The 15958-nt window shown below is 54.3% G+C and carries 3 protein-coding genes and 1 pseudogene; all 4 read right to left on the bottom strand.

What is annotated here, in order from left to right; all coding sequences use genetic code 11:
* Positions 1-18: 18 nt before the first annotated feature.
* The gene (locus EDM60_RS25525) at positions 19-7056 is read right to left on the bottom strand and encodes a non-ribosomal peptide synthetase (protein WP_122966467.1); all 7038 of its coding nucleotides are present in this window, start codon (positions 7054-7056) and stop codon (positions 19-21) included.
* Positions 7049-14740: an SDR family oxidoreductase gene (locus EDM60_RS25520; RefSeq protein ID WP_122966466.1), complete on the bottom strand. Its 7692-nt coding sequence runs from the start codon at positions 14738-14740 to the stop codon at positions 7049-7051. Before EDM60_RS25520 ends, EDM60_RS25525 begins: the two co-directional genes overlap by 8 nt.
* Positions 14741-14778: 38 nt before the next feature.
* Positions 14779-15591 (bottom strand): transglutaminase family protein, encoded by an 813-nt coding sequence (locus tag EDM60_RS25515; RefSeq protein ID WP_122966465.1) that lies wholly within the window; start codon positions 15589-15591, stop codon positions 14779-14781.
* Positions 15584-15883, bottom strand: a pseudogene (locus EDM60_RS29630) (phosphopantetheine-binding protein); the annotation flags it as partial. The gene EDM60_RS25515 and the pseudogene EDM60_RS29630, both read right to left, overlap by 8 nt.
* Between the last annotated feature and the right edge of the window lie 75 nt (positions 15884-15958).

Below are 15958 nucleotides of genomic sequence, written 5' to 3'. Positions count from 1 at the left end.
TTTCCCCCAAACGGCTCCTTAGCTTCGCATGGTTCTTCGTCTTTTTCGCAGTTCTGCTCTTTTTTGTCCCGCTTCCACGCTTGAACGGTTCACGGCAGTTGCTTTGATCTGCTCGGCAATCTTTTCGATCGTCGTATATTGGAAAAGCTCCACAATCGACATGTCGTGGGACAGCTCCGTCTGGATCAGCTCCTGCAATTGCACGATCAGCAAGGAGTTTCCACCTATATCAAAAAAGTTTTCGTGAATCCCGATGTTAGGCGCGCCAAGCAGCTTTCTCCAGATTTCCACGAGCTTTTTCTCGACCTCATCCCGGGCTTCTGCAAACAGAGGGCTGGCCTCTGCATACTGGCAATGCTGCTCCATTGCCTTCCAGTCCATTTTGCCGTTCGGGGTCAACCAGAACTGCTCGACGTGGAAAAATTGGGCGGGAACCATGTATTCCGGCAGTTTTTTCCGCGCGTACTCCTTCAATTGACCCATCGGGAGCGGCCTGTCTGCTGTGTAGTAGCAAACGATTTTGCTTGTCTCCCCGTCTTTTACCGTCGTCACGGCGATCTGTTGCAGCGCCGCCGCATCCCGGAGCGCATGTTCGATCTCGCCAAGCTCGATACGGTAACCGCGCACTTTTACCAACTGATCTCTTCTGCCGATAAATTCGATGTTGCCATCCGGCAAGTAACGACCGAGATCGCCTGTTTTGTAGCAAAGCTGGCCGCTGGCTCGCTGGATGAATGCTTGACTCGTCCGTTCCTCGTCCTGGAAGTAGCCGCTGGTCACATTTTGCCCGGCTACGTAAATTTCACCGATCACTCCCGGCGGGCAAACGTTGCCATCCGGCGCCAAGATCATGATTTGATTATTGGCAATCGGTTTGCCAATGAGCACAGCCCCATACGGAGCCTCTGCGTCTGCCTCTGGCTCCACTTGGTAGCTGGACACCCAGATCGTCGTCTCGGTCGGTCCGTACATGTTGCGAATGTCAGCGGACGGCAGCACTTGCCGTACTTGTTTGGCCAAGGCAAAGCTCCACGCTTCTCCGCCCAGCAGCACGTGTCTGATCGATGGCAGCACGAAGGAATGACCATGCCGCTCCTTGTTGGCTTTCAAATAAGTCGTGAGCTGCACCATCAAGCTCGGTACCGAATGCCAGATTGAGACCTGCTGCTGCTCCATGTACGCCAGCAATCGGTCCGTATCCTTGAGCCTGTCTTGCGTCAAGATGCAAAGACGCCCTCCGCTCAACAGCGCCCCGAATAGTTCAAAGACCGAGATATCAAAGCTGATCGAGGTGACCAGCATGAACACATCGTCGGCCCGGAGCCGGAAGTCAGCTATGCTCCACGCCAAAAAATTATGGACGTTGGCATGGGTAACCAGCACGCCTTTTGGCTTGCCTGTTGAACCAGAAGTGTACATGATGTACATCCAGTCAGCTCCGCTGCTCGTTGTCGGCGGATTGGACGTGGACAGTGCTTGCTCCCGGCGAGCGGCATCCATCGCGCTTGCAGCATGGTCCTCTTGGAACAGGCTCAGATTGACGAGCTCGATCTGTTGCTCCTGTCCGATTCGCCCCGCTTTTTCCAGCAAGCGATTTTCGGTCAGCAACAGCTTGGCTCCGCTGTGCGCGAGAATGTAAGCAATGCGCTCCTCGGGATAGCCTGGATCGAGCGGCACGTAGGCGCCACCCGCTTTCAAAATCGCCAAAATGCCCACGACTGTCTGGAAGCTTCGGTCGACCAAAATACCGACGGGCACATTTTTGCCGACGCCCTTGTCTATGAGCAGCCAGGCGAGCTGATTGGCCTGTTCGTTTAGTGTCTGATACGTCATTTGCTCGTCTTCGCATACTAGCGCGATCGCATGCGGCGTTTTTTGCGCCTGGGCTTCAAACTGCTTGTGGATCGGCAGAGGCTCCTGCCAGTCCATCTGCGCCCCTTGAAAACGGTGCAGCAGCTCCTCCGCCTCTGGGCCAGTCAGCAGGGCCGCTTCTTTGAGCGGGATTTCCGGGCGCTCCGTCACTTGTGCGAGTATGTGCAGGAAAAAGCGGGCAAACTGCCGGATCGTGCTGTCCGTATACAAGTCCGAATTGTACTCAAAGGAAATCTCGATTCGCTGATCGCTTTCCTTCGCGAGGCAACTCAGTTCAAACTGACTGATCCCGTCATTTTCCAGATGCAGCTTGTCAAAAAACTGGAACAGCACATTGTAGACGGGATTTCTCGCCAAATCACGCTCCGGATTGACCTTTTCCACCAGCAGATCAAACGGGTATTGCGCTTTGTCGATCGCCGCCCAAACCTTTTGCTGTACGACATGCTGCAGCTGTGAAAACGTAGAGATGTGCTTGAAAGAAACGCGAATGCACAAAGTGTTGATGAATATCCCCACTACTTCTTCCCATTTCTTTTGGTTTCTTCCAGCAGTAGGCACACCGACGATAATGTCTTCGTCCTGCGACAGCTTGTGCAGCAACAGGAAGTAGGCGCTCAGCAAAACATTGCTATACGTAATCTGCTCTTGCTCCGTGTGGGTCTTGAGCTTTTCATACAGCTCGCCGCCGATCTCGAACTTGTAATAGCTGCCGTTGTACGTTTGCACGGAAGGACGCTTTTTGTCAGCAGGCAACGCCAACGTCGGCAACGGCTTCGCCAGTTCGTTCAGCCAGTAGCTTTCGTGCTCCGTGAACTCCCCGCTGTTTTCCCAGTCTTTTTGTGCGGCAATCCAGTCAAAGTAATCGTGCTTCGCCTCGGCCAGCCTTGGCGACTGCTGCTGCAAAAACGACTGGTAAACGCCGAACAGCTCCTGGTAAAAAATATCGATGCTCCAGCCGTCCGTAAGAATATGGTGAAAATTGACGTAGAGGCAAAACCTCTCCTTGGCAAGCTGGTAAAGATAGATGCGATACGGAGGCGACTCCAGGTCGAACGGCTTCATTTTTTGCTCGTGGATGCTTTTTTCCAGCAAAAGCGCCTGGTCTGTCTGTTCAGTGAGATTCATCACCTGGATAGTCGGACGGTACTCCGGCAACGCTTCCTGCACGGGACTTCCGTCTTTGAGCGTAAATCGTGTGCGCAGCATGACGTGTCGGGCAGCGAGATAAGCGACAGCCCGTTCCAGGAGCGCAACGTCAATCGCCATCTCATACGTGCGAATAAACGGCAGATTGTAGGCGACCAGCTCGGGAGTCATTTTTTGCAAAAACCAGATGCGTCTCTGCGCGTGCGACAGCGGCATGACCCGCTTGTCTGGAACCGCTTCTCTTGGCTTGGCTGCTTCTCCCCCGCTGCGTTCCTGCTGCTTCTGCCGGACAAACTCGGCCAAATCGGGAATGGTCAAATGCGTAAACACATCCTGTACCGACAAGGTCACCTGGCATTGCTCGTTGATCCGGTTGGCAATCTTGATGCCCATGATCGAGGTTCCGCCCAGTTCGTAAAAATGATCGTAAATATCGATGGTCGGCATGCGGAAGACGTTGCCCCAGATTTGTGCAATCTGCTGTTCGAGATCGGTATAGGTGTCATCGGCTCTGCCCGTCAGCTCTACGTTTATCTCGACCTCCGGCAATTTGATCTTCGCCCGAATTTCGGGAGCCAAGGCGATCGGCAGCGCGTTGTTCCAGAACAAGTCATTGTCCGTATTGATTTCCCCGATGACGACGCTTGTCAGGTTCTTGTGCAGGACTTGCTCGAATGCCTTGATCGCCCGGCGAGGCGAAATGGAGCGAAAAGCAGCATCAAGGCTGGCGCCCGAATGTTTTGCCATACCTGTATTCATCCACGTCGTCCAGTTGATCGTGATGATCCGCGTAGGCGAGCTTGCGACTCCGGAAAAAGCATCGAGGTAGCTATTGGCCGCCGCGTAATCCCCCAAGTAAATGCCCCCGACTACCGCCGCGATGGACGAAAACAAAACGAGAAACTCAGGCGGATTTTCGCGCGTCAACGCATGCAGATGCTCTGTCCCGCTAATTTTCGCAGCCAGCCCGGCCGAAAATGCCGCTTCGTCCTTGTCCACGAGCATGCCGCTTCCCGGCAAGCCTGCGGCGTGAATGATGCCGTCGATTTTTCCGTGGACGCGGTAGATGTCGCGTATGGCCGAGGCTATCTCATCGCGGTTGGCTACATCGGCGCTGTATGTATACACCTGGGAATCGTTGCTCTCCAAGCTTTTCAGTTGATGCAGCAACTTGCCCCATTGCTCGTGCTGGCTGAACTCGTCCCACAAGCCACGCTCGGGCAATTTGGTGCGGCTGATGAGAACCAGCTTTACCTTGTACGTGAGGGCAATATGCTTGGCAAGCTCCAGGCCGATTCCGCCCGTGCCGCCGGTAATGACGTACACGCCTTGCTCCTTGAAGCGCAGGCCGCTGTCGTCAACCGCTGACAAGTCCAACGGCGCCAGCTGGGGATAGTATCTTTGACCAACACGATGCGCGATCTGATAATGTCCGGTGCTTCCCAAAGCTTCCGCCGCGATATCGCTGACAGTTGTAGCATCATCGAAGTCGATGCATCTGCAAGGCAGTCCGCTGTTTTCCTCCCGAATGACTTTTCCCAGCCCAAACAAGGCAGCAAATTCCGGCTGGACGCTGACATCGTCAGCCAGGACTCGCTGCGCGTTTTTCCCGACCAGGACGAGCTCGATTGGAGCAGAGCGAGTTTTTCCTAATGCTTTCGTCAAATAAAACAGCGCGTGCAAAAGCTGCCCGGCATCGGCATGTTCATAGTCGGGTCTTTTTCCGACGGCGACAGCGAAGACGACTTTGCTGAGTGCTGCCTGGCTTGTATCGCGAATGAGCTGGTCAAAATCGGCTTGCGAGCATGCCAGTCCATACCGGGAGGCGTTCTCCTGGCGATAGGCTGTCGTCGTCAGCCGGGCATGAACGACATGCTGGCTGCGCGCAGCGATGGCGTCAGCCAGCTCGCAGCCCCAATCGGTAGAGTCGGTAATGACCAGCACATTCTCTGTTCTCTCCGGTTGTGCGGAGAAAGGCTCGGCAGGGACCCACTGGATGCGCTGATAAAGAGCATGCTCGGCTGCGGGTAGTACGGATGGCGCTTCGCTCGCAAGCGCGCTGCTTCCCGCTGCATTTGGCACGGAGCCGTTCGCTTGTTTGTCCGCTTTTGGCCAGATTTTGATTTTGTCAAATGGATACACAGGCAAGTTCAGCTTTTGTCGCGGCTGACGGTATACCAACTCCCACGGGATCGACATTCCCGCGACGTATTGCTCCGCCAGCTTTTCCAGTGACGCTCTCGTCTGCCAGCCGTCACGGTCGGTCGTGGCCGACACGTCCGGGACAGCAAAAGAGCTGGCGGGATTGCCGCCGTCACGGCTGGATTCGGCACGCAGATAGAGGTAAATTCCTTTGTCTCTCGCCGCTTCTGCTTGGGACAAATCTGCCTGGCGCAACTGCTGCAGCAATTGTTCTTCGGACTGGAACACGAACGCGATCCGGTTCTCGTATTGCCCTCTGCCTGTGTTCGCTGTATAGCAAAGATCTTCAAGATTGGTTGATGGATGCGTATGCAAATAGGAATGGTAGGATTTCAGCAATTCAACCAGTGCTGGCTTGCTCTTGGCGGAGAGCGTCAAAAGATGAACTGGCGGCAAAAGCTCTGCTTCTGTCTCCGCTTCCAGACGGTCGCTTTCCGGCGCTTCCTCCACGACGACATGGCAATTGGTTCCACTGAAGCCAAACGAGTTGACCCCGGCACGAAGCAGTGCATCCCCATCCGCTCTTTTCCAGTCTCTCAGCTCGGCGACGATTTCGACCGCAGCGTTTTGCGGATCGAGAAAAGGGTTTGCAGACTGATAGTGCAGCGTAGCAGGAATTTTTTTGTGCCGGAGAGCCAGCACGACTTTGATGAGCGAAGCCAGACCTGATGCGGCAACGGTATGGCCGATATTCGTCTTGACAGAACCGACCCCGCACACATGAGGCCGGGACGCAGCTTGTTGAAACGCGTCGTTGATCGCCTGCAACTCGATCGAATCGCCCAACAGCGTGCCTGTGCCATGCGCTTCGATATAGGAGATGGACAGTGGATCGATTTTGGCTTTTTCCCACGTGCGCAAAAACAGTTGCGTCTCGGCATCCGGATTGGGCGCGGTCAAGCCGTTGGAAGCGCCGTCTGCATTGACGCCGCTTCCTTTGATAACCGCATAGACGGGATCGCGATCTTCCCGCGCCTTCGCTAACGGCTTGAGCATGAGCGCTGTGATTCCTTCGCTCCAGATCGTTCCATCGGCATTTTTGTCAAAAGCCTTCACTCTTCCATCGGACGTCTCCAAATCGTGCAGCTTTCCGGTCACTTGCGGAATGACCATCAGATTCACCCCGCCGACCAGCGCCGTTTCACACTCGTTGTTCGCCAGAGCCGTGCACGCCTGATGCAAGGCGACCAGCCCCGATGAGCACGCTGTGTTCAGCACGAAAGCAGGCCCGCGCAAGTCGAGAAAATACGAGATCCGATTGGACAAAAGTCCTACCAGGGAACCGACAAGCGACGAAATATCTTCGTTTTGCAGCAGGGAGCGGTAATGAGACTGGTAGGCCGTCTCCAATCCGACAAATACGCCCGTGTTGGAATGTTTCAGTCTGGCTCCCCCATACCCGGCATCCTCGATCGCATGGTAGGCCGTCTCAAGAAACAGTCGCTGATACGGCTCCATCGCCATCGCTTCTTTGTGTCCGATATGGAAAAAAGAGTGATCGAAGCAGGAAATTTGATCCAGGTAGCCAGCTTGATGATTGGCGTTTGCCAAAAGCTCTTCCAGCTCTGGAACGAAGCCGGATAAATCGTGCAACCGCTCTTCCGGAAAATACCCGATGCTGTTTACCCCCTGGACCAAATTGTGCCAAAACTGCTGGGGATTGCTTGCTCCGGGGAAGCGGCAGGCCATTCCAATGACGGCAATGTCCTGACGGTGCTTTCGCTCTGGACTGCGATTCAGCTTTTCCAACATGGAAATCGCCATTTCCTGATTGAGATGTCCCGATTTCAGCAGCTGCAAAATGCTGTCATTCATCTCTTTTCGGCTACTCATCTTCTTCTCCCCACGCTTTCTTGTCTAGGTAGTCCAATATGTTTTCCATCGAAACATCGCCCTTGATAAAGTCGCTCAGCTTGTCCTGCAAGGGAACACTCTCGCTCTCTCCGACTTTGCGGGACGGTTCGGGTGCATTCGGCTTGTCTTTGTTTTCGAGATACTCCGCCATTTTGGCAATCGAAGGATAGGCGAACAGCGTGGCGATGTTGATCCGCCCCGGGTACAGCTGCTCGATTTCCTTGACGAGACTCGTCGCGAGAATGGAGTTTCCTCCCGCCTCCTGAAAAGACTGGTACACATTCGCTTCCGGTATCCCCAATACTTTTTGCCAAACAGCGGCCAGTTGCGTTTCTACAGCGCTGTATCTGTGGTCGTTTCGCCCGCTCAATATCGGCACAAGCGGCTGGACTTCCGGCGTCTGCGCAGCAACCGTCTGTGTGAACAAGCTGCTGATTTCCGGCGAAATCGCAAACGGCAAGTGATAGCTGTGCGTCTGAAAATGCGCCTCGTTCAGCTCGCCGACGATTACGCGCGCAAGTTTTCTCGTTAAAACGGCATCCAAAATCTCGATCGCTTTGTTTGGATGCATGCCGTGAAACGGCGAAGCTTCTTTCTGAATGCGGTATCTCCCCGCCATGCCAGTCTCGTTCCAGGCAGGCCAGTTGATCGTCACGCTCCGTTGGCCTTTGGCGTGCCTGTAATCGCTAAAAGCGTCCAAGTAAGCGTTGGCAGCCGTATAATCAGCCTGTCCAAGCCCGCCAAGCAAGCTGGTCACAGAGGAAAACAGGACAAAAAAGTCGAGGTTGTCTTGCTCGGTGTAACGATCCAAAAGCCAGGTGCCGACGACCTTTGGATCGAGCACGTGAGCTATTTGGGCTTGCCCTTTGTTGATAAGCAGACCTTCACCAGCCACACCCGCGCAATGGAAAATGCCATGGATCGCCCCGTACTGCTGGCGAATCATGGCCAAAGCAGCTGCCAGCCTGCGCTCGTCAGCCACATCAACCGTATACACCTCTACAGAGGCTCCCTTTTCCTCAAGGCTGCGGATTTGTTCGATCTGGCCCGCTAGTGCGGAATCAGGCTGTTCCCGGACGATTTCCGCCCATTGTCCGCGTGGAGGAAAAGCACTTCTGCCGAGCAAGCACAGGTGTACTGGCCGCTTCCCAGCGAGATAGTGAGCGACTGCAAGCCCGATGTCGCCAAGTCCGCCCGTAATCAGGTAGACGCCGTTTTCCCGGATCGATATGTCCTGACGCTCTGCCTGTTGCAGCGTCTGCGCTTCCAATCGTTCGACATACCGGACATTTTCCCGATACGCCACCTGGAAGTCTTCCTGTTCCGACACCAGCTCATGCCAAAGTGTAGACGGCGAAGTAGCGCTATCGAGATCGAGGCAGCGGCATTTCCATTGCGGGTACTCCTGGGCGATCACTTTTGCCATGCCAAACAAAACGGCATGCTGCGGCTTCAAGACCGCTTCCTGCCTGGTTACGGAAAACGCGTGGTCGCCCAACAGATACAGGTTGATCTCCTGGTGATACGACTGTTTCAACAGCTCGCACACAAGCTGGTAGAAGCTGTAGACGCTCCGGTTTTCCCACTCATGAAAGTCGTCCGCACACGCGAGCTTCTCCTCCGTCACGCCCATGCAGTGGACGATATGGCGAATGTCCCGATGCGCAAGCTCTTGCAGCAAGCGCGAAAAATCGTCCGCCGAGCCGACCTCGTATCGATGATCGCTGCCTTTTTGAAAAGCAGTACCGAAAGCAACTTCGATGACATCCGCTTCCCGCGCTTGCAGCTCCTGGAGCAACTGATGACTCCTGTTGCCCGTTCCGCTCAAAAACAGCCACGTGCCCTTTTTCGCGCCAGCTTGCCGCAACGGCGCTTTCGCTTTGTCGTCGCGCACCCATTGCAGGCGATAAGTTACATCTGCTCGCGTAGCACCTTCGTGGTTTTGCGCCCCGATCCAGTGCCGAACCGACTCGTACGGGTAGGCTGGCAATTCGATGATTCGATGCTGCGCTTTTTCATACAGGCGCTGCCACTGGATATCTGCCCCGTCTGTGTACATGGCAGCGATGTTTTGTAGGCTGTCCAGCGCAAAAGCTGTCCCGGTTTCCTTGTATTGCTGGATCGTCCTTTCCGCAATCGCCGTCCGCTTTACTTTTTCTTCCTCCAGCAGTCCGTGCTCGGACGGATCATTTTGGTCAAGGATGACGCGGCTCACCTTGTACAAAATCCCTTGCTCGGCGGCCTGCTGTCTATTTTCCAGCCCTGTCGCATCCGCGTACTGGCATTTTTCCCGCAGCTCGGCCTGGTCGCGGAACAAGATCGCGATCCTATGCTCGTAATGTCCGCGAGTCGCATTGGCTGTATAGCACAAATTTTGCACATCGACCGCAGTCGTATCGTTGAGATAGTTGGCGTAGCGGCTGATTAGCGCACGCAAGGAGCCTTTTGTTCTCGCCGACAAAGCCAGCAGGTGCCAGCCTTGCTTGTCCTCGCTCTGCACAGGGGCGGCAGGCGGCTCTTCCAGCAAAACATGGCAGTTCGTCCCGCTGAACCCAAACGAGCTGATGCCGCATCGACGCGGCGACTCCGTTGCGGTCCAATCCTGCAGCTTGTCGTTGACGTAAACGGGGGAATCCGCAAATTCGATAAATGGATTCGGCTGCTGGAAGTTTGCGACCGGAGGCAATTGTCCATGCTTGAAGGCCATAATCATTTTGATGACCGAAGCCATCCCCGACGCTCCCACCAGGTGGCCGATATTGGCTTTTACCGTACCTACCCCGCAAAATTGCTTTTTGTCCGTGAATCTGCGGAAGGCGTTGGCGATGCCCTTCATCTCGATCGGATCGCCCAATCTCGTTCCGGTGGCGTGCGCTTCGATATACGAAATCGTTTCCGGATTGATGTCGGCTGCTTTCCACGCCTCGATCAATGCTTTTTCCTGCGCTTCCGCATTCGGTGCGGTAATTCCGTTCGACGCTCCGTTGTTGTTCATGGCCGAGCCTTTGACGACAGCGTGGATCAGATGGTTATCGTGCACGGCCTGATCCATGCGCTTCAACACGACGGTGCCTACTCCTTCTCCCCACATCGTGCCGTTCGCCTGCGCATCAAACGGGCGTATCGTTTCATCTGCGGAATCAATCAGCGAATTGTGCTGGGTAGGCAAGTACGCCAAAGAAACGCCTGCTACAATCGCCACATCGATTTCTCCTGCCTTCAAAGCCTGTGCAGCCAAGCACATGGCTGCGAGACTGGAAGAGCACGCCGTGTCCACGACCAGGCAAGGTCCTTTCAAGTTGAGGAAATACGCGATCCGGCTTGCCAGTATCCCTGTCGAGCCAGAGGTAACCTTCAAAGGATGCTGAATATCAATCATATTGTTGTACTCATTGCGCCCAGTCGTATCTTTGCCAATGTACACGCCCGTTTTCGTCCCGAACAGGCTTTTCCCGCCAAGCCCGCTGTTTTCCACAGCTTCATACACGTTTTGCAAAAGCAGGCGCTGTTCAGGGTCCATCAGCTCGGCCTCTTTGGGCGAAATATGGAAGAAACTAGAATCAAACCGATCGATAGTTTCCAGGTAGCCGCCCTGACAGTAGGATTGGGCTGCGCTCAAATAACGGTCCGTGTCCTTTCTTCTGGAGGCGGGAAACGGCCGGATGGCATTGATGCCCGCGGTCAGATTGGTCCAAAACTGCTCGGCATTTTCCGCCAGCGGGAATTGGCAGGCATAGCCGATGATGGCGTACTCGTCCTTTTGCTCAGACGGCACAGTCTGGCCTGCTGAGAATGCGGTCCACTGTTCCAGCAGTCTTTTCGTCTCTTCCTGCGAATATTTGCTCTGTTTGTACCCTTCCAGGATCGACTCGACTGTAAGCGTGGCAGGTTCCGGCGCCTTCTGGCTGTCCAAGTAATTCGCCAGTTCAAAAATGGTCGGGTACAAATAAAGGTCTGCCACGTGCAGCGTGCCCGGGTACTTCTCGTTCCATTGCTTGTACAATTGCGCAGCGTGGATCGAATCGCCGCCCAATTGATGGAACGTGTCGAACAGACTGATGGACGACAGTCCGAGCACCTCTGCCCACAATTGCGCCAGCTCTTTTTGCGTCGCTGTAAATCCGTCCTGCTCCTTGAGCGCCACAGGTACAGGTGCGGCAGCAGCTGTGCGCCCCGGTTTTGCCGTATGCTTGAACACGTCTTTCTTCACGTCATCCGCCAGACGGAACGGCCAGATGTGCGAAAGCTCCAAAAGCTCGTTGGCATGATTGAACTGGCCGACGATCGTTTTGAACAGTTGGCGGCGGAGAATGTAGTCGAGCGCTTGCAGCGCCTGATGGGTCGGCAGGAAGCGGAAAACGTGCCTGTCCTCTTGCATGGAGAGCCTTGCCGCCGTCTCTTCCCACGTAGCCCAGTTGATCGAAAGCACTTTTTTGCCTTGCCGCTTGATCACTTCTGCCCAGCCGTCCAAAAAGGCATTGCCAGTGGCATAGCCAATTGCCCCGCGTCCCCCGGTAACAGAAACCGCCGAGGAAAAGAACAGGTAAAATCCTGTGTCGAGCTCCTGCGTGAGGGTGTACAATAGCCAGCTTCCGTATGTTTTCACGGCATGTCTGCGCTCAAATTCCGTTTCGCTCATCGCCAAATCTTCGAGATCGCCAACGCCGACTCCCGCGCAATGAATGATTCCGTCAAGGCGCTGGTGCGTCTGGCGGATCGTCTGAATCGTTCGTTTCATGTCTGCTTCGTCGCATATGTCTACACAGTGATAGTCCAGCGTGGAGCCGAGCGCTTCCACAGCCAGCACCGCATTGAGTTTATCCGCCAAACTTTTGTCTGTCTGCTCCCGGACTGCCGCTGGCCATGTCTCTTTGTCCGGCAGCATCGTCTTGCCGAGCACGATCAGCTTCACTTTGTTTTTCTGGCTCAGGTATTTGCACACTTCCGTTCCCAATTGGCCCAAGCCGCCCGTAATCAGGAACACATCGCCCGCTTTGACAGTAAATGCGTCTTCCTGTGCACCCGCCTCCGCCGCTCTTTCGATAATCTCGATGTAGCGGCGGTGCTGGCGCAGCGCTACGGAGTAATCCGTACCCTTCCGCTGTAGCTCCGCGAACAGCGGCTCAGGCTCGAAGCCGTCCGGGCTGATGTCGATATGGCGCATGGACAAGCCGTAGTTTTCCTGGCGAATCGATTTCCCGAGTCCGCCCAGCATATGCTGAAAAGGATCGCAGACCGCATCGCTCGGCTGCACGGCCTGGGCATTTTGCGTCATCAGGACGACATCCAGTTCTTTTGTCAGCTTCCCCGTCATCGCCAGCGCTTTGGCGAAAAGCAAAAGCGACCCTGCTGTCTGATTCATGGACGCTTGAAACGCCGTACGTGATTCCGGCAGTTCAGCGAGAGCCGGGGGCATAAATAAAATTTGCTCCAGTGACGAAAAATCAAGCTGCGTGCAAAGAGCGACGATGTCTTCAAGCGTGCGCGAAACTTGGAAATAGTCCGGCGACACTTGTGCAGAGCATGCTCCCAGCTCGACCGTAATCAATCGCTTGGCCTGGTATTTTTCCGAAAAAAGCGGCCGCCAACTGGCTGTATCTGCCGCATCGACGATCAGCAGAACGGTATCGCGAGCAGCGGGCTGCTGGTTGTCCATGTCGGCAAGAGCTTCTTCTTTCCAGACAGTACGATAAAAAAGCTCTGCTTCTGCTTTCTTGGGCTGCACGCCAACAGGCCAAAACTTTTGCCGTTCCAGTATATTTCCCGGCAATGACAACTTGCGGCCGCCTTGGTACAGCAGCTTCCAGTCCATACTCGCTCCCTTTATGTAAAACGACGCAACCTGCTCCCGGATCATTTTCCCGTCAGTAGTCTTCCCGAGCCATTCCTTGATCGCTTCGTTTGCTTGCCTATCTAACGATTTTTTCTCTCGTTCCCTGATTTCCCACGCTTCGACCGCTTGTTTGTTATCCGGCACGACCTCGTGCCTTTGGTAGCTGATCGCCGGGTTTTCCGTCCACGCGGATACGCTGTTCGCCGTTTTCAGCTCGTTTAGCTTCTCCAGCAAATCCTCGTAGCTGTCGAAACTAATCGTGGCCCGGTGGGAGTAATGGTTGCGGGACGAGCTGACGGTAAAGCACAAATCCCCCAGGTCGACGTCCCGGTTTGTTAGCAAAAACTGCTGGTATTCTTTTGCCAGCTCCTGAAGCTTGTGCTCGCTTCTCGCCGATAAAACCAGCAAGTAGCTGCCTTGTCCGTGACTGGCTTGCCGGACAGCCTTTGGCGGCTCCTCCAGCAAAACATGGCAATTGGTCCCACTGAATCCAAACGAATTAATTCCGATGCGGACAGGATGATCCTGCTGCTGCCATTTGGTCTGCACGTCATTGACAAAGACGGCTGAGTTGGCCAAGTCCATGTACGGGCTGGGCGACTGGAAATGCAACGAAGGCGGTATTTCCCCGTGCTGGAGCATCATGACCGCTTTGATTAAAGAGACAATCCCGGAAGCGCCCACCAGGTGCCCAATGTTCGTTTTGACGGAGCCAACCCCGCAAAACTGCTTTTTGGACGTAAATGCTTGAAAGGCGTTGATAATCGACTGCAGCTCGATGGAATCGCCCAATACCGTGCCTGTCCCGTGGGCTTCGATGTAACGAATCGTTTCCGGATTGATTTGGGCCTGCTTCCAGACGCTTTTCAGAAGCTCTTCCTGCGCCTCTCCATTCGGAGCTGTAATGCCTTTGGACAGACCGTTGTTGTTGATCCCGCTGCCTTTTATGACCGCGTACACGACGTCGTTGTCCGCAAGCGCCTTTGACAACGGCTTCAGGAGCAGCCCTCCGCCACCTTCGCCCCATACGGTGCCTGTCGCCTCCTTGTCAAACGCCCGAATCTTCTCTTCGGCGGATTCGACCTGATCCAGCGACCCGTCTTCCTTGACTGGCGGAAAATAGAAAAGGCCGCTTATGCCGCCTACAAATGCCATGTCACATTCATTTCTGCGCAACGATTCGCAAGCAAAATGAAGCCCTACCAAACCGGAGGAGCACGATGTATCGAAGACGATGCTCGGCCCTTTCAGATTGTAGACATAGGAGATTCTGCTCGCCAAAATCCCCGGCCAGGAGCCAGTCAGGCTAAAAATATCCGGGCTGACGTAATGGCGGTACTCGATCCCTGTCACATGGTCTTTCCCGATAAAAACGCCTGTCTTCGAGCCGATGATATCCCGCGTCTCGTAACCGGCATTGAGCAAAGTCTCATAGGCAAGCTCCAGCATGATTCGCTGATAAGGCTCCATGGACAGCGCTTCTTTCGGCGAGATGCGAAACATGTCTGGATCAAAGAAGCTGATTTCGTCCAAATATCCGGCCTTTTTAAAGCGTTTATGGGCAAATCGCTGGTCGGAAAACAGCGCCTGTCCATCTTCGCGGCGATGGACAGGAAAGTCGTCGAGGCATTCTCTTCCCAAGCGAATGTTTTCCCAAAACTGCTGTACCGTATTCGCCTTGGGAAAGCGTCCCGAGATGCCGATAATCGCGATCTCGTCCGTCTTGGCTTCGCTTGCTTTTTGCAGGCTCGTGATGTATTCCGTCGCTTCCTTGGCCGATAGCTTCTTGGCTGCGACCAGCTCGTAAATGTACTTCTTCAATTTATCCATCTTCGTATCACCGCTTAGAGTTTAATCGAACAACTGCCCTATCTTTTGAAGTGCAGGAACTTATGCTCGGAAAACAACGCTTGCAGTTGTGCGTAATTTTCATCGGGGTCTTGCAAATAAAGAGCGATCTCATCGAGCAGTTGCAGCTCTTCCCAGTCCAGCTCGTCCATCTCTTTTTGGCAAAGCGGAGGATAGTCCCAGTAGCACAGCTCGTTTCCAAGAACGGCATTCAGGTCATAGCACAAGTTGTTGCGGATGTAGTGCATCCCCCACGATTTTTTGACCCCGAAAAGCTGGGGATTGATTTCTTTGTCGCGTGCCATCAGCCACGCGTCACCCGCCATCAGGAACTCATCGCCCTGAATATCGATGAGTTCCCAATCGGGATCGACCCTGATCCACCGTTTTTCGGCTTCTTCCCACACTTCGCAAATCCAGTGATCGATATATTTCCTGCCGTTCTCGGACAAATAGCTGGCAAAGCCGACCCGGCTGCGCACCGGGAGTCCCCGGGAGCGCAGCATGGAAATCAGCAGCAGCGAATGAAAGCGGCAAGAAATGAGCAGCCGCTCGCTTGGCAAACGTTCAAACGTGAGGCCATCTGCGTTGCGTTCGACCAGAGCCTCCAGCATTTCCGTGATCTTGTAAAATTTCTCGTCTTCATTTCGCGTATAATCGGTCAGCAAATGCCTCACTTTTTTGATCATCGTGGGATGGATCAATTGGCACTTGATTAATCGGCACAGCTCTGGCAAGCCTTGGGGCAACTCATGAAAGAGATAGCCGTATTCACCGGGATCGGTGTTGGGAGTAAATGTCGTATAAAAATGCAGCAGTTCGGCTTTATTCACTTTCAGAGTTCCTCCTTCTTTTCGCATTTCTTTGCTTGATCCGCTCTCTTCCCTGGTTGCGGACGTTGATCGTCTCTTCCTGTCCTTCGTCTGGCTGGTCGTCGTTTTCCGCTGTCAAATAGGCAGCCAGCGCATGGATATTGGCGTGCTCGAACATGGCGAGGATCGGGATTTCCCTGGCAAATACGTCTTTCAACTTGCTGTTAATCATTCCGATCTGCAACGAATGAATGCCCATCTCAAAAAAGTTGTCGAGCACACCTACACGATCAGTCTCCAGAACTTCCTGAAACACAGCGACGATGCTCGCTTCCACTTCATTGCGGGGAGCGACGTATGCCGTTCCGGTGCTCGTGCCAGTCGGTTT

Source organism: Brevibacillus parabrevis (genome assembly GCF_003710905.1).
Taxonomy (GTDB): Bacteria; Bacillota; Bacilli; order Brevibacillales; family Brevibacillaceae; genus Brevibacillus; species Brevibacillus parabrevis.
This window is presented reverse-complemented; position numbering and strand designations above follow the sequence as displayed.

Excerpts from the sequence above, each read along its gene's own strand:
- EDM60_RS25520 (WP_122966466.1), bottom strand. The coding sequence starts at position 14,740 with ATGGATAAATTGAAGAAGTACATTTACGAGCTGGTCGCAGCCAAGAAG.
- EDM60_RS25525 (WP_122966467.1), bottom strand. The coding sequence starts at position 7,056 with ATGAGTAGCCGAAAAGAGATGAATGACAGCATTTTGCAGCTGCTGAAA.